This is a genomic window from Maribacter sp. 2-571, from assembly GCF_050589625.1.
Taxonomy (GTDB): Bacteria; Bacteroidota; Bacteroidia; order Flavobacteriales; family Flavobacteriaceae; genus Pelagihabitans.
On sequence record NZ_JBNGOP010000003.1, the window covers coordinates 118,461 to 144,225 of the forward strand.

General features: G+C 43.4%; 18 protein-coding genes and 6 tRNA genes. 11 read left to right on the forward strand and 13 right to left on the reverse strand.

Annotation, left to right across the window (positions count from 1 at the left end):
• Positions 1–12: 12 nt before the first annotated feature.
• From ACRD7P_RS03110 to ACRD7P_RS03165, 12 genes are all read right to left on the reverse strand, one after another.
• Positions 13–1,113 (reverse strand): slipin family protein, encoded by a 1,101-nt coding sequence (locus ACRD7P_RS03110; RefSeq protein ID WP_430906034.1) that lies wholly within the window; start codon positions 1,111–1,113, stop codon positions 13–15.
• A gap of 367 nt (positions 1,114–1,480) precedes the next feature.
• Positions 1,481–1,557, reverse strand: a tRNA-Met gene (locus tag ACRD7P_RS03115).
• 1,604 nt (positions 1,558–3,161) lie between these two features.
• Positions 3,162–3,233 (reverse strand) — tRNA-Gln (locus tag ACRD7P_RS03120).
• 5 nt (positions 3,234–3,238) lie between these two features.
• Positions 3,239–3,310: transfer RNA gene (locus ACRD7P_RS03125), tRNA-Glu, on the reverse strand.
• 104 nt (positions 3,311–3,414) lie between these two features.
• Positions 3,415–3,498: transfer RNA gene (locus ACRD7P_RS03130), tRNA-Asp, on the reverse strand.
• 3 nt (positions 3,499–3,501) lie between these two features.
• Positions 3,502–3,572 (reverse strand) — tRNA-Trp (locus tag ACRD7P_RS03135).
• Between the two features lie 4 nt (positions 3,573–3,576).
• Positions 3,577–3,670 (reverse strand) — tRNA-Tyr (locus tag ACRD7P_RS03140).
• A gap of 1,062 nt (positions 3,671–4,732) precedes the next feature.
• A complete protein-coding gene (locus tag ACRD7P_RS03145) occupies positions 4,733–5,281 on the reverse strand; it encodes a tetratricopeptide repeat protein (RefSeq protein WP_430906035.1) in 549 nt (182 codons plus the stop codon).
• On the reverse strand, positions 5,272–5,964 hold the full coding sequence (prfH, locus tag ACRD7P_RS03150; protein WP_430906036.1) for a peptide chain release factor H: 693 nt from the start codon (positions 5,962–5,964) through the stop codon (positions 5,272–5,274). Before prfH ends, ACRD7P_RS03145 begins: the two co-directional genes overlap by 10 nt.
• 130 nt (positions 5,965–6,094) lie before the next feature.
• A complete protein-coding gene (locus tag ACRD7P_RS03155) occupies positions 6,095–7,486 on the reverse strand; it encodes an RtcB family protein (RefSeq protein WP_430906037.1) in 1,392 nt (463 codons plus the stop codon).
• Positions 7,471–8,160, reverse strand: coding sequence for a hypothetical protein (locus ACRD7P_RS03160; RefSeq protein ID WP_430906038.1), 690 nt, complete (start codon positions 8,158–8,160; stop codon positions 7,471–7,473). The genes ACRD7P_RS03155 and ACRD7P_RS03160 overlap by 16 nt, the downstream gene beginning before the upstream one ends.
• 769 nt (positions 8,161–8,929) lie before the next feature.
• On the reverse strand, positions 8,930–9,217 hold the full coding sequence (locus tag ACRD7P_RS03165; protein WP_430906039.1) for a hypothetical protein: 288 nt from the start codon (positions 9,215–9,217) through the stop codon (positions 8,930–8,932).
• A gap of 286 nt (positions 9,218–9,503) precedes the next feature.
• Here ACRD7P_RS03165 and ACRD7P_RS03170 point away from each other — a divergent pair, with 286 nt between their 5' ends.
• The 8 genes from ACRD7P_RS03170 (at position 9,504) to ACRD7P_RS03205 (ending at position 21,233) form a co-directional block, all read left to right on the forward strand.
• Entirely contained in the window at positions 9,504–11,657 is a 2,154-nt protein-coding gene (locus ACRD7P_RS03170; RefSeq protein WP_430906040.1) for a VIT and vWA domain-containing protein, read from the forward strand.
• 265 nt (positions 11,658–11,922) lie between these two features.
• Positions 11,923–12,495 (forward strand): hypothetical protein, encoded by a 573-nt coding sequence (locus ACRD7P_RS03175; RefSeq protein WP_430906041.1) that lies wholly within the window; start codon positions 11,923–11,925, stop codon positions 12,493–12,495.
• A gap of 38 nt (positions 12,496–12,533) precedes the next feature.
• Positions 12,534–13,421, forward strand: a complete 888-nt coding sequence (locus ACRD7P_RS03180; protein ID WP_430906042.1) for an SH3 domain-containing protein — start codon at positions 12,534–12,536, stop codon at positions 13,419–13,421.
• A 226-nt stretch (positions 13,422–13,647) separates the two neighbouring features.
• Positions 13,648–14,679, forward strand: a complete 1,032-nt coding sequence (locus tag ACRD7P_RS03185; RefSeq protein WP_430906043.1) for a hypothetical protein — start codon at positions 13,648–13,650, stop codon at positions 14,677–14,679.
• Positions 14,680–14,754: 75 nt separating this feature from the next.
• The gene (locus ACRD7P_RS03190; protein WP_430906044.1) at positions 14,755–17,754 is read left to right on the forward strand and encodes a ligand-binding sensor domain-containing protein; all 3,000 of its coding nucleotides are present in this window, start codon (positions 14,755–14,757) and stop codon (positions 17,752–17,754) included.
• A gap of 73 nt (positions 17,755–17,827) precedes the next feature.
• Positions 17,828–18,577, forward strand: a complete 750-nt coding sequence (locus tag ACRD7P_RS03195; protein ID WP_430906045.1) for a LytR/AlgR family response regulator transcription factor — start codon at positions 17,828–17,830, stop codon at positions 18,575–18,577.
• A 486-nt stretch (positions 18,578–19,063) separates the two neighbouring features.
• A complete protein-coding gene (locus ACRD7P_RS03200; RefSeq protein WP_430906046.1) occupies positions 19,064–19,906 on the forward strand; it encodes a hypothetical protein in 843 nt (280 codons plus the stop codon).
• A 472-nt stretch (positions 19,907–20,378) separates the two neighbouring features.
• Complete coding sequence (locus ACRD7P_RS03205; RefSeq protein ID WP_430906047.1) at positions 20,379–21,233, forward strand: hypothetical protein; 855 nt, start codon at positions 20,379–20,381, stop codon at positions 21,231–21,233.
• A gap of 90 nt (positions 21,234–21,323) precedes the next feature.
• Here ACRD7P_RS03205 and ACRD7P_RS03210 read toward each other — a convergent pair whose 3' ends face one another.
• Entirely contained in the window at positions 21,324–22,718 is a 1,395-nt protein-coding gene (locus ACRD7P_RS03210) for an RtcB family protein (RefSeq protein ID WP_430906048.1), read from the reverse strand.
• A 128-nt stretch (positions 22,719–22,846) separates the two neighbouring features.
• Here ACRD7P_RS03210 and ACRD7P_RS03215 point away from each other — a divergent pair, with 128 nt between their 5' ends.
• The 3 genes from ACRD7P_RS03215 to ACRD7P_RS03225 all read left to right on the forward strand — a co-directional run bounded on the left by ACRD7P_RS03215 (position 22,847) and on the right by ACRD7P_RS03225 (position 25,756).
• Positions 22,847–23,497, forward strand: coding sequence for an HD domain-containing protein (locus ACRD7P_RS03215; protein WP_430906049.1), 651 nt, complete (start codon positions 22,847–22,849; stop codon positions 23,495–23,497).
• A gap of 1 nt (position 23,498) precedes the next feature.
• Complete coding sequence (locus ACRD7P_RS03220; RefSeq protein ID WP_430906050.1) at positions 23,499–24,518, forward strand: helix-turn-helix transcriptional regulator; 1,020 nt, start codon at positions 23,499–23,501, stop codon at positions 24,516–24,518.
• A gap of 290 nt (positions 24,519–24,808) precedes the next feature.
• Positions 24,809–25,756: a threonine ammonia-lyase gene (locus ACRD7P_RS03225; protein ID WP_430906051.1), complete on the forward strand. Its 948-nt coding sequence runs from the start codon at positions 24,809–24,811 to the stop codon at positions 25,754–25,756.
• The last annotated feature ends 9 nt before the right edge of the window (positions 25,757–25,765 follow it).

The following is a 25,765-nucleotide window of genomic DNA, read 5'->3' on the forward strand; positions in this document are numbered from 1 at the left end:
CCGGCGCATTCACTACTTGTTTACAGCAAAAATCTCTTTTAACTGTTTGACCATACCCCCGTTCCCGGAGACGGTGATCTCACCAATCTTTTCGGCGATTTTCTCCACATATTCCATCTCTTTCAACTTGAAGAGCATTTCGTTTTCTTCCATTAGTTTAGCGGTGTTCAGCAAACTTCGGGTAGAAGCGGTCTCTTCACGTCGTGTAATGGTATTGGCCTGTGCCTGTTTTTGTGCCACAAGCACTTGGTTCATGATAGCCTTCATTTCACCCGTTAAGATGACATCTCGGATACCACAGTTCAGTACTTGTACGCCCAGGTCGGCCGCTGTTGTCTTGATTTCGGAAAATACCGCATCGGCGATGCGTTCCTTTCGCTCTAACAGCTCATCCAAGGTATAGGTGCCTATGTAGGCACGCAATACCAATTGAATGGCAACATATAACTGCTTTTCGTAGTCTTTGTTTTCCAACAAGGCCTTTTCAATAGCAACTACTTTATACTGGGTATAGCAGTTGATTCGAATAGCGGCCTTGTCCTTGGTCAACAATTCTTGCCCTGAGATCTCGAGTTGCAATTGTCGCATATCGGCGCGTGCAATCTTTACCGAGGTATCGTTTTTCCAGAAGTGGTATACCCCACTGTCCAGAACCTTCACGAAGGTATCCTCGACCAGTAACAGCGCTTTTTCGTATGCCAAAATCTCCAATACACGAATGTAAGGGCGCAGCAACGGATGGCCTAGCAGCATTTTGCCAATGGGTTCGGTGATGTAGATTTTACTTAAATCGGCCATCACGAACTCATAATTGATCAATCCTTTCCAGAAAGCATATTTACCGGCTGCAAGCACTTTTTTCAAAGTCCCGTTTTCAGATACCAATGCCAACTCCGCATCTTTTACCTCGATAACGTGCAATAGTGCCTCCAAACCTTGGTCCTGTAGCAAAATCTCCAATGCTATCGGGGCCACAAAGGCTTTGGTGAGGTCGTATACCATGACCATGTTTCGTAGGCCTACCCAGTGTGTGCCTTGGGTAATAACGTTTTGGTAATCTCCATTTTTGAAGACCAAACCTACTTTTCCTGCATTGATTCGTACTCGTTTCATCATCATTTTAAATTTGTGTCCGCCTCGCCGGTGACGGACGAACGGGTTAAACTATCATCATATATTTTAGTTGTTTCTTTTGTTTAAAAAACCGCAGCTGTGGTTCATCCATCGACTACGGAAATATTGGTTTTTGAAGTGTCGGATGATTTGTTTTTTAGTATGCTTCCATCGGCTTTGCCAAAGGTGTTCATTGGTTTTTTCCAAGGGAGGGATATTCAAAAAGAAATGACCTTCCACATCAAATAGTCAACATTTCAAGGTAGTATTAAGACTGTTTGCCTTTCCGAAGAAAAGCCGACCGATCCATAACTACGGTTTTTTGTCATTTTAAGTCTAACAGGACTTGGAGACCAGTTTTAAAAGATGGTCGGCTTTAGAAAATGGATTTTCAGTCCATATCCCACGTTATGAGCGTGGTGCTCTACCAACTGAGCTATCCCGATGCTGGCGGGAGCAGGAGTCGAACCTGCGCATCCTTCTGTTGTTCTAACCTAACTGAACTACGGTTCCAAATAGAACCGACGGGATTCGAACCCGTGACCGACAGATCTGAGACCATTTTTTGGAAAACAGCCGAAACCTTCAAGTCAAGTTGTATATGAAGACCTAATACTTCTCAGTAAGACTTCACACAATAGTGCTATACAGAAACACCCAACAAGACCCGCTTGATACTTTATTCCCGCGAAGGCGGGAATCTTTTACGATTTCCCTATGCGAAGCGTAGGCCTCGCCATGGAATCTTATCTTTCAATGAACTTTAATAAACCTGGCAACACGCCTTGTTGCTGCGAGGCACCCCCGCAAACCACGATAAGCTGCGGTTTGCACTATATTTTAAAAAAACGTGCTGGGAATACCCACGCTTATGGACAAGCTTTCGTAGGAGTATGGCGAACGCTTTCCCTACTTTTCCACGCGCCTTCCGTTGCTTTGGAAATTGCGTACCTGTCCGATGCCAAATACATTGTAGCCGTTCGGCAACTTAGACCCGGCCTGCATAGCGGTTTTTGGCCGCGCTTTGCAATTACGGGGGTTGGCTCCCCCACCGTTCACAGGTGTCCCCTTGCGGGGCGACCTATTGGAATGTTCACCGCATGGTATCGGCTTGCGACCGCTACCACCCCATATGTTACAATGGGTTTAGGCAACTACTAGCTGCTACAATGCCCGAAGTCTTTCGCTTTTTATGTTCTATAAAATTTTGGAAAAAAGTCTAGTAACAATTAATCATTTGACCTGGAAGAAGGGCTTCGAGAATGGCTCCGTAGATTTTGGCCTACAAAATACCAACCTTCTTCCTGTAAGCTTCCCAGCTTACGGCAGTTCCAGCCACCGAACAGTTTACCTGTCGGGTTACTTTTATGCTGTAATCGGCACCGTTAAATCGGATGGTTTAAGCGTTACCGAGAACTACAACTTTTCCTGTTGGTGTCTCCACCGCAAGCCTACTTTTGGTCGGCTATATTTTTCTAAGGCCTCTCAGCGGTCGCCCCTGAGGCCTTGTAAAAATATGTTGGTTGCTTGCTTACCTGTACTCCCCCCGAAGGGGATAGTCTCCATTTGCGAGGCCCGCAAATAGATTTATCCTTGTTACCAAGTTTATCTAAGGACGATAAGCCGCCCCGTCATTTACAAGAAATGACGATTTTTTTCGTAGAAGCCCATGATATGGACTCCTTTTTATTTCAATGAACTTTAGTTGAGCCTCACAACACTCCTAGTTGCTGCGAGGCACGCTCACAAACCTCTTTTTAAAAGGCTTGTTTTTAAATACTGGGCAAAATTGAATCATAACTACGCAATTATTATGCGTAGATATTTTTTTTCATCGCATTACTTCTGCGTCGTCACGCTGAGCCTGTCGAAGCGCATTTCATTTTTGCTCGCCCCTCGACAAGCTCGGACTGACAATGCGTTGTTCATTTGACCATCTTTATTGCGGTCTTTTCTTTGGGTGTACTCCGGTCCCGACGCTTCGGGAGAACCCTGTTCTTCCCATTCACAGTGGGACGCTTTACCAGATAAGCTAGAGACACCATTTGAAGATCCGAAAGGAGTTGAACCTTTACGCCAAGGATCAAAACCTTGTATGCTAACCGTTACATCACGGATCTATTTGTACTCCATAAGGGAATCGAACCCTTGTCTTCCGATAGAAAGTCGGATGCACTAGCCACTATGCTAATGGAGCATTTCTTCTGAGAAGCAACCCCGATGCTTCGGGGGAACTTGCGACCTCCCGCTTCCAAAGCGGGTAAACATCTCCCGAAGCTTCGGGATTATCTTCCCAGTTTGCAGTACCGACGGCCCCGAAACTTCGGGGGAACCCGTACCTTCCCGATAGACAGTCGGGCGCTCTAGCCTTTGAACTACGGTACTTTGCGCGTCCGTAAGGATTCGAACCTCAATCCTAGGTTTTGGAGACCCAGATGCTGCCATTACACCACAGACGCGTTGTGGAAGCAGTAGCCCCGACACTTCGGGGGAACCTACATGTCATTTCTGAACCTGATTTACAGTCAGGCGAGCCAGCCAGTTGCTCAATGCTTCCAAAATTTCAGAGACAAGGATGAGATTACTCACGCTATCTCTATTCTTTCTTAAGTAGTTCGTGAATGCTTTGCATTTCGAACTTATAAAAAATGGTTTTGCAGGCCATTGCCTTAACCATTCAGCCACCTTGTCTATTTGGCGGAGGGTAAAGCCCCGACGCTTCGGGGGAACCTTCACTACCTTTGGTAGACTCGCTTAGCAGGCGAGCGCAACAAACCAGTATTTGCCTACCCTCCAGTCACTTCAGCCGTGGCCCCGACACTTCGGGGGAACCCACACGAGACTGGTTACTCCGAAAACTTTTAACTCCATCATTTCTACTTTCATAGGTCTCGTTGAATTCGCAAGCTCATTTCAAGAGTGTGGCCACCGCCCTTTGGCTTGCCCTTCCTTTTTTCAAAAAATAATGCGCATAAAAAAAGCATCTCTTTATCGGAGATGCTTTGTATATATGTGAATGTTGTCTATGACGTCAACACATGATACACGTATTTCTCCTTTGTTTACAAATGGACAGTTGATGACTATAAAACCGTTCAAACCATTTCGGCGAACAGCGATGTAGTTCCGCTAATTGTATATGTCTTTTTAAAAATTCCATTTGTAATAGATTTATACTTTATGACGATGCAAACCTAAAAATGATTTTTAGATTACACAAGAAAAAATCAATTTAATTTATTGATAATCAGGTAGTTATAATTAAAATTTGAGTAATAAGGTTCCTGTCCGTCATATTGCGGATTTTGAATATTTTACACAATCGCCTGTCTACCAATTGTTTCGTGTTTCAACTAGCTATTCTTGTATTTTTCTACTTCTCATTCAATGGTTAAAATTATTCCATAAAAAAAGCGTCCAATTCAAATTGGACGCTTTCTTTTTATCGCTTAATTAAGTCATTTCATAGAATCAACTACTGGATAAAGTCACAAAACGCCCGTTTCGTTCACTATATTCCGAACGAAAATGGTCAAGGCTGAGCCCTATATGTGGGGTGATATGTAACTTTCTCTGTTTCATTTGTACTACAAAGATGTAATTTTTAAACGTTTCGATATTAATTTTTATGCTTTTTCTTTCTCTTTTTTGAAGAGTACTGCCTCTTTTTTACTTTGGATTTATCCCATTTCAACTTCTTCTTGACCCTGTTCTCCTCTTCTTCGATAAAGGAAAAGTAATCATCATTGAAAGCATGTTTTTTGGCCTTCTTCAGTTGTTTTATAGCAGCCTTATAATCTTGTTTGGTTTCCGCCGCATACGCGGAAAGCCAAAATAGACTTCCTTTTGCTATTCCCTTTATACTGAAAGCAAAGGCGATAAGTTTTGCTGCTCTATCGATTTCATCGGCCCAAATAAGGTATTTTGTATAAACAGGATAAACAGTTGTATAATCACTGTTTATTGCGATTACTTTATCAAAACAGGCAAAAGCTTCGGCATACCGATTCAAGTTACCAGCATATACTTCCCCCAAAAGGCAAAGTGCCGCACAATGGTTTTCATCGTAAGACAGGGCATAATTTAATGATTCACAAACTTCGTCCCAGTCATAACCCGATGCCGCCTTGGCTTTTAAATAATAGGTGTCGGCTATTGTCAATCCCATTGTTGTTTTTTTAGATTGTTCTTATACTTCTGCCGTATGGCTTTAAAGCTTTTGTTCTTTTTTTGATGTTTGAAGTCGGTTCCTTTAAAGACCCGAACCGGATTTCCCCGTTGTAGCTTCAAATGATTTTCCCATTGGTCCGATATACTGTTTTTCAACTGCCGAAGGTTGGCCTCGTTCACCTTTTCCTGTAACCGGGTTTTTGCCAGTTTTTTATTTTGGTGCTGCGACCTGTTATCCATGGCAACGACCTGAATTCCCGTCGGATGATGAGTGGCCCTAACCGCAGAGTTGACCTTATTTACATGCTGCCCACCAGGCCCTGTGCTTCTCATGGTTTGAAAAGAGATATCGTTATCCTTAATTGCTGTAGGGTTCAACAGTTTCAGTTCAAAAACGCCGATGAACCAGTTTTTTCGTTTATGGTACTTTCGAAAATTTGAGGTGCCGATCCATTGAATGGTTCCTAACCACGTTGCTAAAAAAGTATTTAGGGTACTCCCTGTCAGCCCAATGGTGACCGATTGTACCGTGCCGTTTTGAGAACCTTTTTCCTGATGAAGTATGGCATATTGCAATCCTTCTGCCTTTACTTCCTGCAAGAATAGCTTTAGCACTTGGGAAACGACCCAGCAACATTCTGCCGGGCCTCTTCCTGCTGTAATTTGTAATATCTTTTCCATTGTTTTTAGTTTTATTAGGTATTAAGTACTGAGTACTTAGTACAAAGTATTTTGAATACCTTCTCAATACTCAATACTCAATACTCAATACTCAATACTCAATACTCAATACTCATATCTCACTACTATTTCATTTATCCATTCGTACTATTTTAGGGGTAAAGGTTCCAAGTACTTCAACCAATTCTTGTTGATTCGCCATGACTTTTTCTATGTTTTTATAGGCCATCGGCGCTTCGTCTATTCCCCCGCCAATGAGGGTTACTTCATTGGCGTTCAATTGTTTTTTAATCTCGTTTTGGGTAAAGGTCTCCTTACACTTTCGTCTTGAAAAAAGACGCCCTGCACCGTGGGAGGCGGATTGTAAGCTCGCTGCATTTCCCAAACCTTTTACGATGTAACCCGGTGCCGTCATAGATCCGGGAATGATTCCCAGTTCGCCTTTTGCAGCCGGAGTCGCTCCTTTTCTGTGTACGATACACTCCTCACCGTTTACCTCTTGTTTCCAGGCAAAATTGTGATGGTTCCGTATCTTGACTATTGGTTTTGCTCCTAAAAGCTTGGCCAGCCTAGTATGAATATCATCGTGGCATGCGGTAGCGTAATCGCCCGCCAAACGCATCGCCAACCAATATTCCTGTCCGTCATGAGTATTTAAATCCAACCATGCCAAATGCTGTACGTGTTTGGGCAAGGGACATTGCTTAGTGGCCAAATACGTGTACTGTTTTGCAATGTTCGCACCAAGGCCACGCGACCCGCTATGGGAAAGTAGACCGAGATATTCCCCCGATTTAAGTCCCCATTCGTTATCGTCGTCCGTAAGGGTTACCGTACCGAATTCAACAAAGTGGTTTCCTCCACCTGAGGTTCCCAACTGCTTGTACGCCTTGTCCTTTAGTCTTTTTACGAACGGTATATTTTTAAATTCTTCTCGCTCAAAGATTTCATGGTCATGCTTTATCCGATGCGTTTCCCGCATTCCGAACTTGGTATGTTCGGAAAGCATGTTCGCCAATTGATGCTTCTTTCCTTTAAGGTAGGAAACCGCAATAGGATAAACGGTCAAACACATACTACAGCCAATATCGACTCCTACACCATAGGGGATTACCGCATTATGGGTCGCCAAAACACCCCCGATCGGCAGGCCATACCCGCTATGGGCATCCGGCATTAGAGCACCAGCTACGGAAATCGGTAATTTTAGGGCATCGTACAATTGATACTTGGCTTGTTGCTCAATTTCATTTTCACCGTATATCCGAAAAGGAGCGCGTACCGTTTTGAGTTCCTGTTTTTTAACGATGACCGGGTCCAATAAACTTTCGGCTATCTTTCCCCACACGGCATCACCGCTATAGTCTTCGGGGTGCAACAACACTTTTTTGGCTTCCGTCAATACCTGCGCTTTCTTTTTTCGCTTATGGTACCTGTTGATCTGGCCCAAGGTGATGTTTATACTATTGTTCTTTGGAAAACCTAATTTGATCAGGTCCTTCCCGCTTAATTTTTTTCCCATGATATTTCGTCTTTTAGTAATTGGTGAATGGAATATTTTCTAAGGTTTTGGACATCTTTTTTAATTTTTCTGTTCCGTTTTTTCACTTCTTCTACCTTCCACCAATCGTTCCATTTGTCTAGTTTTTCATTCGTTTCGTAATAGCCATGCTTTTTCATTTGCTGTCCCAATAGCGCACTTTCACTTTCCAGTTTTGGGTCAATGCGTTTGCTATGGGTGATAAAGGCTCTGGTAAATCGGATCCGATATGCCCCTCTCGGGATTTTTACATAGTACCGGAGTCTCAATTTTTTACTTTCCACCATATAGTGGAAAGGCATGCACAGTAATTTTGCTTTATCGCTCAATCGATTGTACTGTTTTTTGCTAATGGTCGGAATTTCCTTGTTGATCAAATATTTTGAAGTTTGATGACGCCACTTTTTTTCCGCTTCTTCTTTGGTGCGTCCCCAAAATAGTTTTTCCACCTTATCGTACACCTCTCTTATAGCGGCACCATTTTTATAGTGCTCCACGCCATGGGTGATGATAATTTCTTTAAACCAACCATGTCGAATAGGCTTCTTTAACTCGATAAACCCCAGTGCATTTTTTTCTGCCCATAGTTGACCTAGTCTCTTTCGAATACGACGAATTTCTTTCGCTCTTTTACATTTGATATGTGGGGGTTTCACGACACATCCGTTTTTAGGGTTGCATTTTTTTAAAATCAGGTTGCTGCATCGTTCGATGCCAAAATCGTTTGCGCAATGGCATTGATTTTGTTTCAAAACCCGGTTTTATCGCATTTTCGACCCTTAGGACGAAAATTTTGTATGTAAACTGGGTTAAATGATCCTAGTATAAATCCCGGAAAGTCCTGCCTTTAAAAATCAGGCATAAAAAAAGTCCGAAACGTTTGGGCTTCGGACTTTCGATCATAGGCTATGGTGGCATTATGTATTGTAGAAGTCCTGAAGCGACACCAATAAAGCACCTGGTGCTTTTAGTGTTTTTCGATATGTATTTATAAAAGTCATACTACTTCAGTTAAAAATGGGAGTGATTAATTTTGATGCAAATCTAAAACGCTTTTTTGGATTTACCAAATTAAAATCGATTTAAATTACTGATAATCAATTAGTTATATTTAGGTCAAGACACAGCTGTCCCTGTCCGTTTTGGAACGGATAGCAGCATATTTCATGAATTTGCTGTTTATCAAACGATTAGCTTTCAAATGGCATCCTTTTGAAATTTGGAGAATTCCCAAAAAAAATTACATAAAAAAAGCGCCCAATTTCTTGGACGCTCCAGTTATGTATCAGTTTTCAATAGTACCTACCCATCAATTTGATGCAATCCCAGCTTTTCGGCGTCCGATATGTGATGAAAACAATTTGGCATGTACTATATTTTTATAATTAACTTTTAAAATTCAACGATTAAAATGTGGCATGGCACCTATAATATCGCTATTACTTTACCATACACATTTTTGGTCCATCCATTAATTCTACCGTGATTGTTGCCAATAAGCAGACCACGTTTGTTGTTTTTCCCTTTAACAAGATGTGTAAAGACGTTTCCACGTACTTTACAATACACAATGTCACCTACCTCACAATCTTCCCAACCAATGGGCGCAATGCGCACCGCTTGTTTCGATTTTAAAAGGGGCAACATAGAATTGCCGGGTTCTTTTGAAATGATGGTCTCACCATCCTGTAATTTTTGAATTTTCCAATTCATTGTATCGATTTTAAAAGTTATGCACCTCCTTATGGAAGTACATATCCCTTAAATCGTCAAAAGAACATTTTCAATGAACTGCCGCAAAGATGCGGATTATATGCCAACGGTCAAAAAAAATCCGGTCGTTACGAGGGTTTTCATAGTTAAAGTTACCGATTGCCGTTGGGCTCCTTTCCGATCGCAACGAATTCTAGTTTACCCCCAACGAATTCTAAAAGCACCGGATACGCCGTACGGACCACCATTACATTTGATCAAAATAAAACCTTCTAAAACTAAAATTATGAAATACGTATACACACTGCTTCTTTACTGTACCATTGCTTTTGGCTACGCCCAAGAACACAATAGTCCCTATTTATCGGTAACTACGGAAGATGCCGAGGTTCCTTTAATGGCTTCCAAGACTGACGTGCAAATTTCCGGTGCTATTGCACATGTACGGGTTTCCCAAGTATATCAAAATAACGGTAATCAAGCTATCGAGGCCAAATATGTATTTCCGCTCTCCACCCGAGCGGCGGTACATAAAATGCAGATGACAGTGGGCGACCGAATCGTAAATGCGAAGATCTTTGAAAAACAAGAAGCCCAAAAAGTATATGAGACCGCGTTGCGCGAAGGCAAGCGGGCGGCAAAACTGGATCAAGATCGCCCCAATGTATTTCAAATGAATGTCGGTAACATTATGCCGAACGATGAAGTAACAATAGCCATTTATTATACCGAAATGTTGGTGCCCGTAAATGGGGAGTATCAGTTTGTAGCTCCGGCAGTTGTCGGGCCGCGGTTTACGGGAGAAAGCTCGGAAGGTTCAGCTAGTTTTCATATGCCGTATACGGCAGAGGGAATTTCGGATACGTTCGCTTTTGATATGACGGTGTCCATCAATGCCGGAATGATCATTCAACGTGTTGCCAGTAATAGTCACAATGTAAAGGTTACCTACCCGGACGCCATGACCGCTGAGGTTTTTTTGTCGCAAAACAACGAGAACCCCTCCAATAGGGACTTTATCCTGAACTATAACCTTCGTGGGAACACCATACAATCGGGAATGCTTTTGTACGAAGGAGAAGATGAGAACTTTTTCACCTTTCAAATGGAACCGACAAAAAGCGTGGCCTTGGAAGATATTCCCGCTCGGGAGTACCTTTTTATTGTGGATGTTTCCGGTTCCATGAACGGCTACCCCTTAGCGGTTTCCAAAGAACTGATGCGCAACCTGCTCTGCGGCCTAAGGTCGACCGACACCTTTAATGTACAACTGTTCGCTTCCAGTTCCACCGTATTCAGTGCCACACCGGTAGAAACGAACGAGCAGAATATTGAAGCGGCCATTCGGTTTCTTTCCGAAGAACAAGGGGGCGGGGGTACGCAATTGCTGAACGCTTTACAAGAGGCCTATAAACTTCCTAGAAAAAACCCTGCCAATGCCCGTTCTATGGTCGTCATTACCGATGGTTATGTAAGCGTGGAAAAAGAGGCGTTCGAATTGATCAAAAACAATTTGGACCAAGCCAATGTATTCACTTTCGGAATCGGTTCCAGCGTCAATCGGTATTTGGTAGAGGGCATGGCCAAGGTAGCCAAAAGCGAATCTTTTATCGCTACGTCTAAAAAGGAAGCTTTTGAAGTGGCCAAAAAATTTGAAGCGTATATCGCCACACCCTTATTGACCCAGGTAAAAATAGAAGCAAAAGGTTTTGATATGTATGCTACTGCCCCGAGCAGTATTCCCGATGTTTTTGCGGCAAGACCGGTAACCGTATATGGCAAATATCATGGTAAGCCGGAAGGCAAAATTATCGTAACCGGCTATCAGGGCGGTAAACGGTTCAGGCAAACGTTCAATGTTTCGGAAGGCCGTTTGAGCAAGACCAACAAAGCCTTACCGTATTTATGGGCACGAAAACGAATAGCGGAACTCGACGATTACAATACCCTGTTCAATGAGGATGTAAAAGATAGCGTCATCGCCTTGGGACTCCGATATCATTTGGCCACCAAGTATACCTCTTTCGTTGCCGTGGATCAAGCGGTGGTGAATAGGGATGGTGCTATGCGTATGGTAAAACAGCCGCTGCCCATGCCCCAAAATGTCAATAATTCCGCGGTAGGGGCCGAGGCCGAAGTAAAGGAACGTACAACATACAAGCCTTCCTACAGTATCGTGTTCAATGAAAAGATGGATAAAACCACAAAAAGAAAAATAACAATGGAATTTAAGATGATCTATACAAAACTGGTCGATACGTATTTGGAAAAGTATGAAGGACTCCGAATAAAATTCAATGCGAAGGGCCAGGTAATGAGCATTGAAAAAATGGAAAACGGAAAATGGGTCTCGGATTCTGGTCTGATCCATGAGTTTGAGGCGTTTTCCACAAGAAAAATGAGGTTGGACCAAGAGATGATCTTGACATTGAAAAAATAGGTTGTAGTTATACCATTTTAACTTTGAAATGGTATTAACAGGGTATTCGTTAGTGTTTGGTTGGTTTCCCTTTTCGGGGGAAGAGGGCCTGTAAGTGTCGAAAGCGCTTGCGGGCCTTTCTTTTTTAACCTGACAGGCTTAAGAAAGATGCCTAGAGCTACGGATTCTAGTTTAACCGCTACGGATACTAGAACCGCCCCAAAAAGCGGCCATAGGCACATTACTTTTAGGGTATAGAAACAAAACAACAACAAAAACTAGCATTATGAAAAGTAGCATTCTTTTATTCCTATTCCTGTTATTGGCCGTCTTTTTAGGCAACGCCCAAGAATTTACACTTACGGAAAAGTATACGTTCGTCAATCAACGGACCTGGGGCCCGGAAGAGGAAGATCGGTCACTGGTAGACCTAGTGGCTTCCGAAGATTCCTCCACAATTGTTGCCACCCTGGGAATTACCTCCATGGAATTGTTGGAAGATGTACGTATTACGGTACTTCCAAATCCCGGACTTGAAGCGGTCAAGGAAGTTGTAAAAGTTACGTTTGAATACATTGCCTGCTGTGCCAATACCGAAACCTATTACTTTTTGGTCGACCATGACAATCAGTATACGGCCTTACCGAAAATTGACAACCTGTATTGCGATACCGCCGAATCCGATGAGCACTATGTTTTTCCGAGTCAGGCCTTCGGTAAGGAAGGTATCATCGTAAGGGCCGAACTGCGGTATTCGGCAACCAACGGCTCCATTAAAAATATTCATGTACTTCAAAGCCATGTCTGGAACGACGATGACTTCGAATACCAAGACGCTATAACAGCGATCGAACCGTAATAGGTTCATTTATTAATAACCCTTTAAAACATAAGATTATGAAAAATTTGAAAAAAAGTGCTTTGATGATTTGCTTGTTCGCCTTCGCGCAACTGTTTGCCCAAAATACTCCAGAAGTACAGTTTGAAACGATGCACACCGAAACACCGGAAGCAGAACTTCAGTATGAATACCTGATGGCACACAAGGTTTTTCTTCGCGCAAAACCGTCCGTAAAAGGAAAAAAAATTGGGATTCTGAATATAGGAACACCAATGGTATTGTGGGAAAAAAGTAAAAACACCGAACAGCTAAACGGTATCAAGAGCAATTGGTACCGTGTAACGGCAGGTACGCAGACCGGATGGGTGTGGGGCGGTATGATCGCTCAAAAAGCATTCGGTAGCGAGGCCGATTACCGGGTAAAGTTCGTTTATGGCTTAGAGGCCAGTAGTATAAATGAGCATGGTATTGCAGAAAACAGGTATCAGTTGCGCGCCTTCAAAAATGGGCATCAGTTGGATAAGATTGTACTCGATAGTTTGGTATCGACCCCATGCGCTGTGGAAAACATCGGAAACAAAGGACTGTTCAATGTAGAGGACATTATAAAATTGGATGTTGCGGATAAGCATACCGGTGCCAATATTGGAAAAAGCTATGTGTTTTGGAACAATGGTAAGTTTACGAACATCGCGAATTTAATGGACTATTCCGATGCCTTTTACACCAAAACGGAATCCTTCGTTTTTCCTTCCGATATGGAGGGAACCAGAAGTACAGTTGCCTTAAAAACGGTTATTGTGGATAACAATATGGTTCCTGAAAGTGGTTTGCTCGCCTCGCAGAAACGGCATATTACCACGGCATACGGCTGGAACGGTTACAAGTTGAGCAAAAAAGGCGATCATAGGATGTCCAACACTTCGGTCGCAAGCACCAATTAATACCATTTCAAAGTAAATGGTAAGAATAATAGGATTAGCATCATACAAAAGGGTAGGGCAATACCATTATTGGGCCGTACCCTTTTTGGTGATTGGTCATGGCAATTGAAAAGTGTAATCCACTTCAATATCGCGTCGCCTGTAAAAGCGCCTTTTTTGCGTTATTTCAAGACCAGATATTTGTAAAAACTCATGGGGCGAGGGTACCCGTCCAAAAAAATCAAAAATGAAAAAGCTCCATACGTTAGTATTCGTTTTGGTATTGTTGTTAGGTTATGGCAAACCATTGTCGCAAACTTTAGGGACGATTGCCCCTATGCCTGTGTTAGCGAATGAAACAAAGAGATCGGTGGTGTTCATAACCGGTTTTGATGAAGGTGACAATACGTATTATACCAATGCGGAAAACTACTTTGTGGAGCAAGGCCTGCCCGTAGTAAAAGGGCTCTTTTCCCTGGAGGAGGTCATCACTTGGTTGAACCGATCGGCCCAAATAAATTTTGATGAGGTACATATTGTTAGCCATAGCAATGCATGGATGGGAATGTCCCTAAAAACCACAAAGAACGGGCAACGTATAACGGTAAAAACCTTACTGCAGGCCAAAGGGGAACATAAAATACCGGAACTGAAAAGGGGAATACACCCAGAAACTAAAGTAATGTTCCATTCCTGTGGATTGGGCGAGAATGTAAAGCTGCTACAGGAATTAAAAAGAACCTTGAGTGGTACGGTTTCGCCAAAGGTCTATGCTTCTGCCTACTTTAACGTATTTGGCGGAAAGTTTGCAGGGCATTATTTGGCCAAACCCTATTATGGGTATTACCCCACTGCGGAATCTCCCGGACCGTTGGCGCTTACCAAAGCGTTCCGATCGGCTTACCCGGAAACAAAAATTGATTGGCGCAAAGCCATGAAAACCCGTCGTGAAGCTACCCTTGGGGAAGCATACAGTTTTAAGTTCAACATTCCCGTTACCTGGGAATTTAGTTTCGATACGGTTTCGGAAGTGCCCGTACTGGACGGCCGCGAGGCCATTATGGATTGGGTGGCGGAATCCCCGGAAATGGCCGAAGTCCTTTTGGAATTGAATATCCCTCTGGAAAAGTTCCGTTGGAAGAGCGAAGTTCAAGGAAAAAAAATGACGATCAAAGCAAAAACGACCGTGCTTTGTGTACTGGAGCCGGTTTTGAGTCATTGTAACGAAGAGTACCGTATGCCAGTAGCCGAAGAGACAACGCTATATCAAATATTATAGCCTTATTTTCGTTTAATCTACGGTCCAACTAATGGAAATTCTAGTCTTTTGAACCAGAGCCTAACATACCTTTTTTTGTGTTTATGTTTCGTATATGCGGAACAGTTAGTCGCACAAAATAGCCAGTTGCGCCCGTATACGATAGCCGAGGGCTTGCCCCAGTCGCAGGTGTACGATGTGGCACAGGACGAAAAAGGGTTTTTATGGTTAGGAACCCAAGGGGGCGGCCTCGCAAATTTCGATGGCGAAACCTTTTCGGTATGGAACGAGAATGATGGACTGCTTTCCAACTATATCCATGCCCTGCACAGCGCCAACGATTCGGTGTTCGTTGGAGCCAACAGAGGACTTTCCATAAAAACAAAGCGTGGTTTTACCAATTATGAAATTCCTTTAATACAGCAGTTCTATCGGTATAAAAACAACCTATATCTCGCAACACGAAAAGGCATATATGCCTATTCCCAAAAATCGGGACCCAAAAAAATACCGATACATCCTGAAATAGATGCCAGTAGCATCAACACCATTTATTTTGATGGGGACCATTTTTGGTTGGCCACCGATAACGGACTCTGGAAATGCAATGCGTTGAACGCTACCGCCGGTGAAATCAGCAAATTGGAGTCCAATAATTTTACCGCGGTACTACAGCATAACAAAAAGATCATTGCGGCTACTTTTGATGATGGGGTGTTCGTTATGGATCAAGAAAACCCCAAGAATACGTTTCTGATGCCCGAGCCGCTCGGTGTCAACAGCATGTCCGTTTACAAAAACCAGTTATGGATGGCTACCCATAATGGAGTTTCGGTTATCGAAACCAAAAATTTTGATGTGGTAAAACAATTGCACACCGGTAACGGTTTGGCGGCACCCCACGTTCGAAAAGTGTTTTGCGATTCCCGAAACAATCTTTGGATCGCTACCTCCGGAGGGGGACTGTACAAGTACTTCCAAAACAATTTTGTGCATTATGACAAACGCAACGGTTTAAAGGGAAACCGTATTTACGCGGTACACCGCGCAAAGGATGAGATCTGGTTGTCCAGCTCGGAGGCCGGACTTACAAAAATAGACTCCTCGGGCATACATCCGTTACCCAATAAAAACCCTTTTTACAAGGTAAAGATCAAGACCATTGCCAGTGACGCAAATGGGAACATCTGGGCCGGATCCGACGATAGGGGCATCCTTTTCCGCGAAACAAAAACCACGGATAGTTTAGTGCTCCGATCCCGAAATTCCTTTCAAATTCAAATAGACACCATACCGGTAACCCGGACCACCGAACATAGTATTGACGAACGCAAGGGTTTTCCTTCCGACTGGATCCGAAAACTGGTCGTTGACGATGAATACGTATGGGCGGCTACCTATGCCAACGGAATTGTAAAGTTCAATTACTTTTCGGGCAATGACAGTCTGGTAATCCGCAAAACCTTCGGAAAACGGGAGGGAATGACCGATCTGCTGCTCAAGGATATGGTAAAAGATGAAAGTGGTCGGTTATGGTTCTCCTCTCAGAACGGACATTTGGGCTATATTGAAGCGGGTAAGTTGACCATGCTCGATACGCCGCTGGAAGGGCTTACGGCCATAGGAACGGTGCGCTTCCATAACGACAGGTTGTTCCTCGGAACTTCAGGGAAAGGTATTTGGTATTCCAATAGCGGCACACCCGATAATTTTCAGCAACTCAAGGGTGCAAAAAACAGCGCTTCCAATAACATTTACCAACTTATTTTTGATGATGAAGGAAATTTATGGGCAGGCACCGAAAAGGGTGTGGATAAGATAGTGTTGAACGCCTCCAACGAAATTATGGAGGTATACCACTTTGGTAGGAACGATGGTTTTTTAGGGATAGAAACCTGTTTGAACGCCGTGGACAAGGACGGGAAGGGCAACCTTTGGTTCGGTGCGATCTACGGATTGACCAAACACATCCCTAGTCAAAACACCAGAACATCCTTACCCCCGAGGGTTTATTTTACAGGGGTAGAAGAAGCGTATAAGGCCATTGACTCCATTGATCTGAGGCAATGGACCAACAGTAACAAGGTACTACAGCTGAACCCCGATCAAACGCAATTGGGCTTTTCCTTCAGGACCGTAGACTTGGACCATCCGAACGCCATTGCATATCGTTTCAAGTTGGACGATAACGAATGGAGCCCTTGGAGCGCGTCGCGACAGCAAAATTTTGCCGGTCTGGCCTATGGGCCACATACCTTTTCCGTACAGTCCCGAAACCACAGCTGGGAAGAGAGCGACCCCATAGCGTTCCGCTTTTTTATCGATAGTCCGCTGTACAAGAAAAATTGGTTTCAATGGACCGTACTGGCATCGGTGCTTATGGTGCTATTAAGTTTGGTATGGTGGTACGTTCAAAAATTAAAATCCAAAAACAGGGCGGCACAGGCACGTTTGAAAACGCAAAATTACCTGCTCACCTTGGAGCAAAAAGCATTGCGCCTGCAAATGAACCCGCATTTTATTTTTAACGTGCTCAACGGAATCAAAGCGATGGCGACCGATAAACCGGAAAAAATGAATACCACCATAAACAGTTTTGCGGTGTTGCTTCGGGATACGCTAACCAATTCCCGAAAGGAAACGATTGCCCTGGACCAAGAAGTAAAAACGCTGGAACATTATATCGCTGTAGAAAAGTTAATGGCCCCAAAGCCGTTTACCCATTCCATAGACGTAAAAACAACGCCCGGTGCCGAGGAAATTTTGATTCCGCCAATGCTGATACAGCCTTTTGTGGAAAATGCCATCAGGCATGGCATACTAAAAGGAACTAGGGAAGGGGTATTGCAAGTAGCCTTCCATACCACCGATACCCATTTGCATTGCACGGTTTCGGATAACGGTATGGGCATTTTTTCGTCCCAACAAAAAAAGGCGAAAACCGACCACCAGTCCATGGCATTGGTAGTAACAAAAGAACGTTTGGAGTCCATATCCGGAAAGGAAAGCTTACAGATCGATGAAGTAAAAAAAGAAGATGGGACGGTCGGAGGAACGCGCATTGCCTTTGCCATTCCCCTGGTGACCGACTTTTAAAATGGTGTTTTTTCAAAGTTAAAGTGGTATAATGTAATTTTCAATATAGACCGATATAACAACTAGAAGCCCTATGCTAACCGCCATTATTGTAGAAGACATGTCCGATGCCCTTGCCCTTTTGAAAAAGGACATTGAAACCCGACATCCCGAAATCGAAATTATCGCAACGGCCCAAAGCGTGGTAGAAGCGGCGAAAGTACTACGGAAAAACCAACCGGATATTTTATTTTTGGACATTATGCTCGGCGACGGTACCGGTTTTGATGTGTTGGAAATTTTCCCGGAACTTACATCAAAGATTATTTTCGTCACGGCCAGTGATGAGTACGCCATACGGGCCTTTAAGTTTGCGGCCATCGATTATGTATTGAAACCCTATGATCAAAACGACCTTGGATTGGCCATTGCGCGGGCAAAGGAACAGTTACGGCCCAACGGGGAACGTCTGCAAATACTAAAGGATACCATTTCGGCCCCGGAACAAAAGCCGGATAAAATATCGTTGCACACGCTGGATCAGATTATTATTGTAAGTCTTGACGATATTGTACGCTGTGCATCGGACAGCAACAATACCATTTTTCACCTACGGGACAAACGCAAGATATTTGTCACCAAAACCTTAAAGTACTTCTCCGAAATGTTGAAGGCCTACGATTTTGTGCGCATTCACCAAAGTCACTTGGTAAACCTACAATACATTAGTGCCTATATAAAAACGGACGGGGGGTACCTCATGCTCAAAAATGGGGAGAACGTTCCGGTTTCCGTTCGAAAAAAAGCCGAGATCATCGATATTTTAGACCGTATGCACCGGTAGTTCTTGTAGAGCACACTAATGCCCTGTATCACCGTTTACAGATTACCTGTATTGTTCGTTTGGCGCCGACACCTGTATGAAAGCGAAGTCCTTTAATTACTAAAATGGAGCATCGCGCTTAGCATGGTATTTACTTTAGTAAACTCCTTTTGTGAGGCGCTACTATGTTAAACCCGCATTATGCATTAAAAAATCTATTATAGCTTGAAGATGCTTCAAATCCTAAGCTTCGCAACATTTTCAAATTTAACCAGAGCGATGCTCTGCAAAAACTTGTAAAATGTTAGGCTTTATTGCATTTTCAACCTTCATAACGAAGTTTTAATACATAATCCGGGTTAAAATATCAGTTAAGGCGTTTTTAATCTCATTTTTGATCAACTACCTCTAACTATAGTCAACTTGTATTGCTTTGGATTGGCCAACTTGCGCTCTAATACGAATGGTCCGGCATTGAGGTCGACTATAAACCCTAAAACTTTTAAAATGAAAACAAAGAATTTACTTGTAATCGGTATGGCATTGTTCCTGGTAACGGCCTGCCAAAAAGAAGAAGAAACCCCAAGCGTGGAAACCGCTCAAGAAACGGAGCTGACCGTAAAATATATTGCGGAGAATTATTATAACCCAGATTTAACGGAAGAAGAAAAGACAAAAGTGGCAAACGCATACCTTGAGCTAGATGTAGAGGAGATGAAAGCGTATTTTCAAATGAGGGCCGAAATCATGAAGGCTGAAGGTTCGGACACTAAAGATGTTGACGCAAAATTGGAGCTTTTACTTGAAGTGAACGATGAAATATTTCAGGAAACAGGTAAGTCATATAGCCAAGCAGATGTCGCTAAGGTCAGTGCGCGCTACTATGAAAAGCTAGTAGAAGCAAATCTGGACGAAAAAGGGCAAGAGGTTGCTCGTAATTCATCTTGCAGTAATTGGTATAAAACGACAAACTGGCGCTTTTATAGGTACCAAGGTCCTGCAACGGCCGCACAATATCATGCTATGTACTTCGTAGGATTTCGGAATTTTGGTGGAAATTCTCCTGATTGCGATATGATGTTTCGATCGACGCGATATGTAGAGAGTCGCAGGACAAATTATTTGGTGGCCAGTACCGCGGCGGCAATGAATGCCATGACGGGAACTTTTCTAGGTATTTATAGCAAGAATGCCACGGAAGTTCTGGGAAGGGAAGTATGGTACAGTTCATCTAGAAGAAGCCTGTACGCAGAAGTAGGCATAGGAGCCGATAGAATTAACGTTAACTACCCCCTTGGAGGTGCGAATACCTTTGCAAGACAGATTTGGGTAACTTCTTTTGCATACTAACATTTACCAAACGAAAGAGGTCCATTAGAAAGATTGTTGAAATATAGAAGTAGGGTTTTTATCAACTTGGTTTAAGCTGATAATAGCCCTATTTCGTTTGTTCTCCCGTGAGCATATTATTTTTCTGCATATGTTGCCTATGCATGTCCAAGGATTTTTCAATAGCGCTTTCTGGTTGTATGATAACTCAAACTCATAACGCTAAAGTAGCAACCCCTTTTCATACGTTTTAAGAACGTATCCGATTCATAAATCGGTGTTCCAATTTGAAGGAAATCCTATTGGCATGCAATTTTTTGGAGGGTGTTGGATGTTCGTTTCATCTTAAATTAATGGAACCCTCATTTAATCGCAATTTTCAGAAAGGACCGTACATTTTTGTGAATGGTTGTTGCCGAATATTGAGAACCTTGCACCATAATCTAACTGGAACTGTACAGATTCCAAAATTGTAACCCCTAAACTTTTAAAAATGAAAACAAAAAATCTATTAATTATCGGCATGACAGTGTTCATAGCGGGCTCATGCCAAAAAGAGGAGGAAACGGTAAATATGGAAGCCGTGAACGACACGGAATACACGGTGAAGTACATTGCGGAAAACTACGACAATCCCGACCTGGATCGGGGCGAAATGAATGAAATTGCGGATGCATATCTGACCTTGGATAGTGAACAAATGAAAGAATTTTTTAAGTTGCGGGGTGAAATAATGAAGGGCCGTGGCATGGATGCTGCCGAAGTTGATACCCGGGTGGCCATGCTATTGGAGGTCAACAATAATCTACAGGAAGAAACTGGAAAATCGTACGCGCAAGCGCAATCTGAAAAACTAGGTACTGCATTCGATGGTGTCGCCACAGAGGAAAAGTACAAATCGGAAAACTTCGAAATGGGAAGAGGCGCCTATTGCCCTAGTGGAACATGGGATAATCGTGGGACGTATCCATTTTATAGATATAGACGCTCCTCTGTAGATAGATATACCAGTTATTATGGCATTGGATATGTAGGACGCGTCAATTTTGGGGGAAATTCCTCAGATTGCGACTTTTTATTCCGTTCAAATAGTTACCCTGCTTCGAAAAGAGGGCAGTACTTGGTGGCCTCTACTTCAAGAGCAATAAATGCCATGCGCGGCTATGTACGAGGAATCTCCAATGGAAATGAAACAAAGGTGCCAGCAAAACAATATTATACAAGCTCTTCCAGAAGATTCATAAAATCTGAAGTTGGAGTAGGTTTTGGTAGAGTTGTTGGAAATTATCCATTCGGGGGCGCACCTGGTTTTGCAAGTGAAATTTGGGTCGCTACCAGGGATCAATAAAACCATTCCGTATCTCCAAACAAAATGGAAAATTGATAAACTATGCGTTTATAAGAAGGGTTGTATCCGTTAGGTTACAACCCTTTTTTATTACCTTAAAGATTTTCTTCTTTTCCTTCGCCAAGGCGCGTTCTTTTCCCAATCCCCGGCCATAATACAACCATAGGGCATCACTTCGTCCAGAACGGTCCCTAAGCCATATTCGTCCATTTGGGTGCGTACAGTGGTAGCATCCTTATAGGCGCTCGGCAATTCGGAAACGTCGATTTCTTTCGAAAAGAAACGGACATCCAAACCTTTGGTTTCCTCGGCAAATACGTCCTCATTAGTGAATTCGGCCTTGTTCTTTTTGTATTGGGTTCTACTCATGTTCCTACCCGCTCCGTGGGGCGCAAAACCAAGATTGGTCTTGGTAGTGGCACCTTCGACGATCAATACCGGTTCGGCCATGTTCAATGGAATCAAACGAGGCCCCGTAATATCGGGCATAAATTTGGCATCCAAAGGAGTGGCCCCTTTGGCATGGTAGAACAGCTCCCCTTCTTTAAAAACGAAGTTGTGTTCGTTCCAATAGCGATCTTGGGCTTCCATTCCCAACGCCGTCAAGGTAGCATCATGGATCACTTCGTGGTTTTTCTTGGTCCATGCGCGAATGATTTGCAAAGCTTCCCAATAGGTTTTCCCTTCTTCCGTATCAAAAGGGATCCAAGCGTTTTGTTTGAAGGTGGCAGGGGAGATTTCCCTGCGAAACCGCTCCGCAATTTTCATTCCCTTGGTATACAAACGCGCTCCGGGGCCACGGGAACCATGGTGGGTGATCAACATGGTGTTTCCCGTTTTTTTCGACTTCCCCACAAAAAGGAAATGGTTACCATCGCCTTGTGTTCCCAAATGGGATCTTGCGGCTTGGATCATATTTCCATCGTTCAACAAAAAGTTGGCCTTAAAAGCTTCCAATAACTCGGTCGGGAAACGGTATTGTGTATTTCTATCGCGTCCGCCCGGACCAAAATGCGTGCTGGCGTGTGCGGCATCCAAAACTGCCTTTGGGTCGGCGTCGCCAAAATTGGTCAACATTACGGAGCAACAGATATCGGCACTGTGCATTCCGGGGTGGATGGCATTTTTGGCAACGGCCACCCCACCGACGGGAATGGTCCCTTTTGGCCCGGCCGGGCAGGCATCGGGCATTACGGCTCCGGCTAGGATCGTCGGGGTCTTCATTAACAGTTGCATAGTGGTAAGTACCGATGCAACGTTGGTCTCCTCCAATTCGTTTTCCGCCTTTATATTAATGGCGAAGGGAATGGGTTCCGAATGCAGTTCAACAATAGGGCCGGGACGAAACTGTTCCAAATAGGCCAACATTGCGGCCTCTTCCAATTGGTTTGTATTGATATGGGCAATGGCTTCAGGGAACCATTTCCCCGATTTAAAGCCCAATGCGATCAATGTTTTTCCGGTAATGTTTACGATATCTTTCATCTTGTTTTCTTTTAGGTGCCCCACCGACTCCAAGCGTTCGGCGGGGCGCTACAGGAAGTCGGCGAACTGGCTTCTTTATGATTCCGGTACAAACTTCACATCTTTCTGCGCAATCATTTTGCGTAGTTATGAAATACACTATCTTTAAGTCAAAGGATCAAATGAATTTGGAGCAAAGGTTTAGGTCATTACATACGATTTGGGTAACCGATGAAACTCGTGTAGATAACCTATGGATCGAGTTGACCAACAAGTATAACGAAACACATAGGCACTATCACAATCTGGAGCATATAAGGGCGTTGTTCGCTTATTATGATGACTATAACACCGAGTTAAAGTATCCAAATGAGGTGGCTTGCGCCCTGTTTTATCATGATATTATCTATGATATATGGAGTAAAAAGAACGAGTTGAAGAGTGCGGAACTTGTGAGAGCCCATTTGGAATCATATCGGTTGAACGATAGCTGTATCGATCGTATTTGTAATCTTATTATGGTCACCAAAGATCATAAGCCCAAGGATAATGAAGATGAAAAATGGATGATCGACTTTGATATTGGTATTTTGGGTCGGTCTTGGGACCGATATCATGTATACACCCAACAAATACGAAAAGAGTATAGTGCCGTTCCCGGTTTTATATATCGCAAGGGTAGGAAAAAGGTGCTTGATCACTTTTTGGAAAAGGATTTTATCTATAGCACCAAATTTTTCCGTGATCGATTTGAAATCAAAGCGCGGAGCAATATTAAAAAAGAACTAGAAACGCTTTAAAATGGCCCTTAACAAAAATGCCCTTATCCGATACAAGACCATTGACAAGTGCCTACAGAACCGGTATCGCCAATGGACGCTTGACGATTTGATCGAAGCCTGTTCAGATGCCCTATATGAGTATGAGGACAGGGATATCAATGTAAGCAAGCGTACCGTACAATTGGACATTCAACTGATGCGCAGCGACAAATTGGGGTATAATGCGCCTATAGAAGTCTATCGGAAAAAGTACTACCGTTATGCGGATGATGGTTTTTCCATCACCAATATTCCCATAACGGAAAACGATATGGACGTACTTTCCGAAACGGTGGAAATGTTAAAACAGTTCAAGGACTTTTCGCTGTTTTCCGAACTGGGCGGTATCATTCAACGCTTGGAAGATACCGTGTATACCGAAAAGACCCACCAGTCGGCCATCATCCACCTGGACAAAAATGAAAACCTAAAAGGGCTACATTGGTTGGACGAGCTTTATCGCGCGATTCAAAAAAAGGTGGTATTGGATATCACCTACCAATCCTTTAAGGCGAAAAAGCCCAGTATTATTAAGTTCCATCCTTACTTGTTAAAAGAGTTCAATAACCGCTGGTTTTTGATCGGGGCCGATGATAAGGGCAAGGTTATCTTGAATTTTGCGTTGGATCGAATTCTGGCATTGGACCTGGATTTTCAAACCGACTACGCTGTTGGTAATTTTGATGCCGATACCTTTTATATGGATGTGGTGGGTGTTACGGTAAACCGGGAAAGGCCTTCCGTGGTAAAGGTATGGGTCGATAAGGGCAACGCTCCATATGTGGTAACAAAACCCTTACACCACTCCCAGCGCGTTGTTAAGGAAAACGAGGACGGCAGCATTGAAGTTACGCTATTGGTAAAGCTCAACTACGAACTTGAACGGTTATTGTTAGGTTTTGGAGAGGCCTTGGAAGTATTGAAGCCCGAGCGGTTGCGGAAACGAATTCGGATAAAACTGAATCGGGCGGCCACCCGTTATGGGGAAGATTTGCCTTAAATTGCTTTTTATGAAATGAGCATAAACTTTTTTAAGCATACCCTACCGAGATGATTAAAATAAGTTTATGCGAATTACTGAATTTGCAGAAATTTTTAGTTTCTTCATTTCCAGCAGACTACAAAATTTTAAAAAGATGAAAAGGATTAGTAAATGATGCGGTAAGATGCCGCTTCGCTTAGGATAAACCAAGAAGGAGGAGATCGGTCTACAGTGCAGTTGCCCTGTTTTGCCGGTATGTCACCCTATCCATCGTTATTAAAGTTGCTACTTTTGAAAAAAGAAGTTCAATGAACGCGCAAACCCTAATAGACTGCCACACCCGCATCAAACCCTACGTTCATAATACCCAAGTATTGTCATCCCGTCTGATCAACAAAGAAGTAGGTGCCGAGGTATATTTTAAGTGTGAAAACTTTCAACGGGCCGGGGCCTATAAAATGCGCGGTGCTACCAATGCAATGCTACAATTGACCGAAAAGCAACGAAGCAAAGGGGTGGTTACCCATTCTTCGGGGAATTTTGCCCAAGCAGTGGCCTTGGGAGCACAAAGCTTGGGGATTACCGCCCATATTGTAATGCCCACCTCCGCGCCACAGGTTAAAAAAATCGGGGTGTTGGAATATGGTGGGCGTATTTATGAATGCGAACCCACTTTGGAAGCCCGTCAGAACATGGCGGATACCATTGCAAAGGATACCGGTGCTACTTTTTTACACCCCTCAAATCAATTGAACGTTATTATTGGTCAGGGCACCGCGGCAATGGAGTTGTTGGAAGAGCGCCCCAATTTAAATGCAATTTTTTGTCCGGTAGGCGGTGGTGGACTTATTGCAGGGTCGGCCCTTGCGGCACATTATTTTGGAAATGGATGCAAGGTGTTCGGAGGGGAGCCTTTTGAAGCGGACGATGCCTATCGCTCTTTGCAAAGCGGCATCCTGGAAGGTAACGAAACCACTAACACCATCGCAGACGGATTGCGGACCACCTTGGGCGATGTAAACTTTCCCATTATTCAACAACATGTTACCGGCATTGTTCGGGTTGCCGAGGAGGAAATCATTACCGCCATGCGCTTGGTGTGGGAACGTATGAAGATCATTATAGAACCTTCAAGCGCCGTCACCGTTGCCGCTTTGCTTCGCGAGCGATCGGTTTTTAAAAATCAAAAAGTGGGAATCGTTATTTCGGGCGGTAATGTAGATTTAGCTAACTTGCCCTTTCATGCGTCGCGTTAAAAAAATACT

Coding starts and splice junctions, on each gene's coding strand:
- ACRD7P_RS03110 (WP_430906034.1), bottom strand. CDS start 1,113: ATGAAACGAGTACGAATCAATGCAGGAAAAGTAGGTTTGGTCTTCAAA.
- ACRD7P_RS03145 (WP_430906035.1), bottom strand. CDS start 5,281: ATGGGATTGACAATAGCCGACACCTATTATTTAAAAGCCAAGGCGGCA.
- prfH (WP_430906036.1), bottom strand. CDS start 5,964: ATGGAAAAGATATTACAAATTACAGCAGGAAGAGGCCCGGCAGAATGT.
- ACRD7P_RS03155 (WP_430906037.1), bottom strand. CDS start 7,486: ATGGGAAAAAAATTAAGCGGGAAGGACCTGATCAAATTAGGTTTTCCA.
- ACRD7P_RS03165 (WP_430906039.1), bottom strand. CDS start 9,217: ATGAATTGGAAAATTCAAAAATTACAGGATGGTGAGACCATCATTTCA.
- ACRD7P_RS03170 (WP_430906040.1), top strand. CDS start 9,504: ATGAAATACGTATACACACTGCTTCTTTACTGTACCATTGCTTTTGGC.
- ACRD7P_RS03175 (WP_430906041.1), top strand. CDS start 11,923: ATGAAAAGTAGCATTCTTTTATTCCTATTCCTGTTATTGGCCGTCTTT.
- ACRD7P_RS03180 (WP_430906042.1), top strand. CDS start 12,534: ATGAAAAATTTGAAAAAAAGTGCTTTGATGATTTGCTTGTTCGCCTTC.
- ACRD7P_RS03185 (WP_430906043.1), top strand. CDS start 13,648: ATGAAAAAGCTCCATACGTTAGTATTCGTTTTGGTATTGTTGTTAGGT.
- ACRD7P_RS03195 (WP_430906045.1), top strand. CDS start 17,828: ATGCTAACCGCCATTATTGTAGAAGACATGTCCGATGCCCTTGCCCTT.
- ACRD7P_RS03200 (WP_430906046.1), top strand. CDS start 19,064: ATGAAAACAAAGAATTTACTTGTAATCGGTATGGCATTGTTCCTGGTA.
- ACRD7P_RS03205 (WP_430906047.1), top strand. CDS start 20,379: ATGAAAACAAAAAATCTATTAATTATCGGCATGACAGTGTTCATAGCG.
- ACRD7P_RS03210 (WP_430906048.1), bottom strand. CDS start 22,718: ATGAAAGATATCGTAAACATTACCGGAAAAACATTGATCGCATTGGGC.
- ACRD7P_RS03215 (WP_430906049.1), top strand. CDS start 22,847: ATGAAATACACTATCTTTAAGTCAAAGGATCAAATGAATTTGGAGCAA.
- ACRD7P_RS03220 (WP_430906050.1), top strand. CDS start 23,499: ATGGCCCTTAACAAAAATGCCCTTATCCGATACAAGACCATTGACAAG.
- ACRD7P_RS03225 (WP_430906051.1), top strand. CDS start 24,809: ATGAACGCGCAAACCCTAATAGACTGCCACACCCGCATCAAACCCTAC.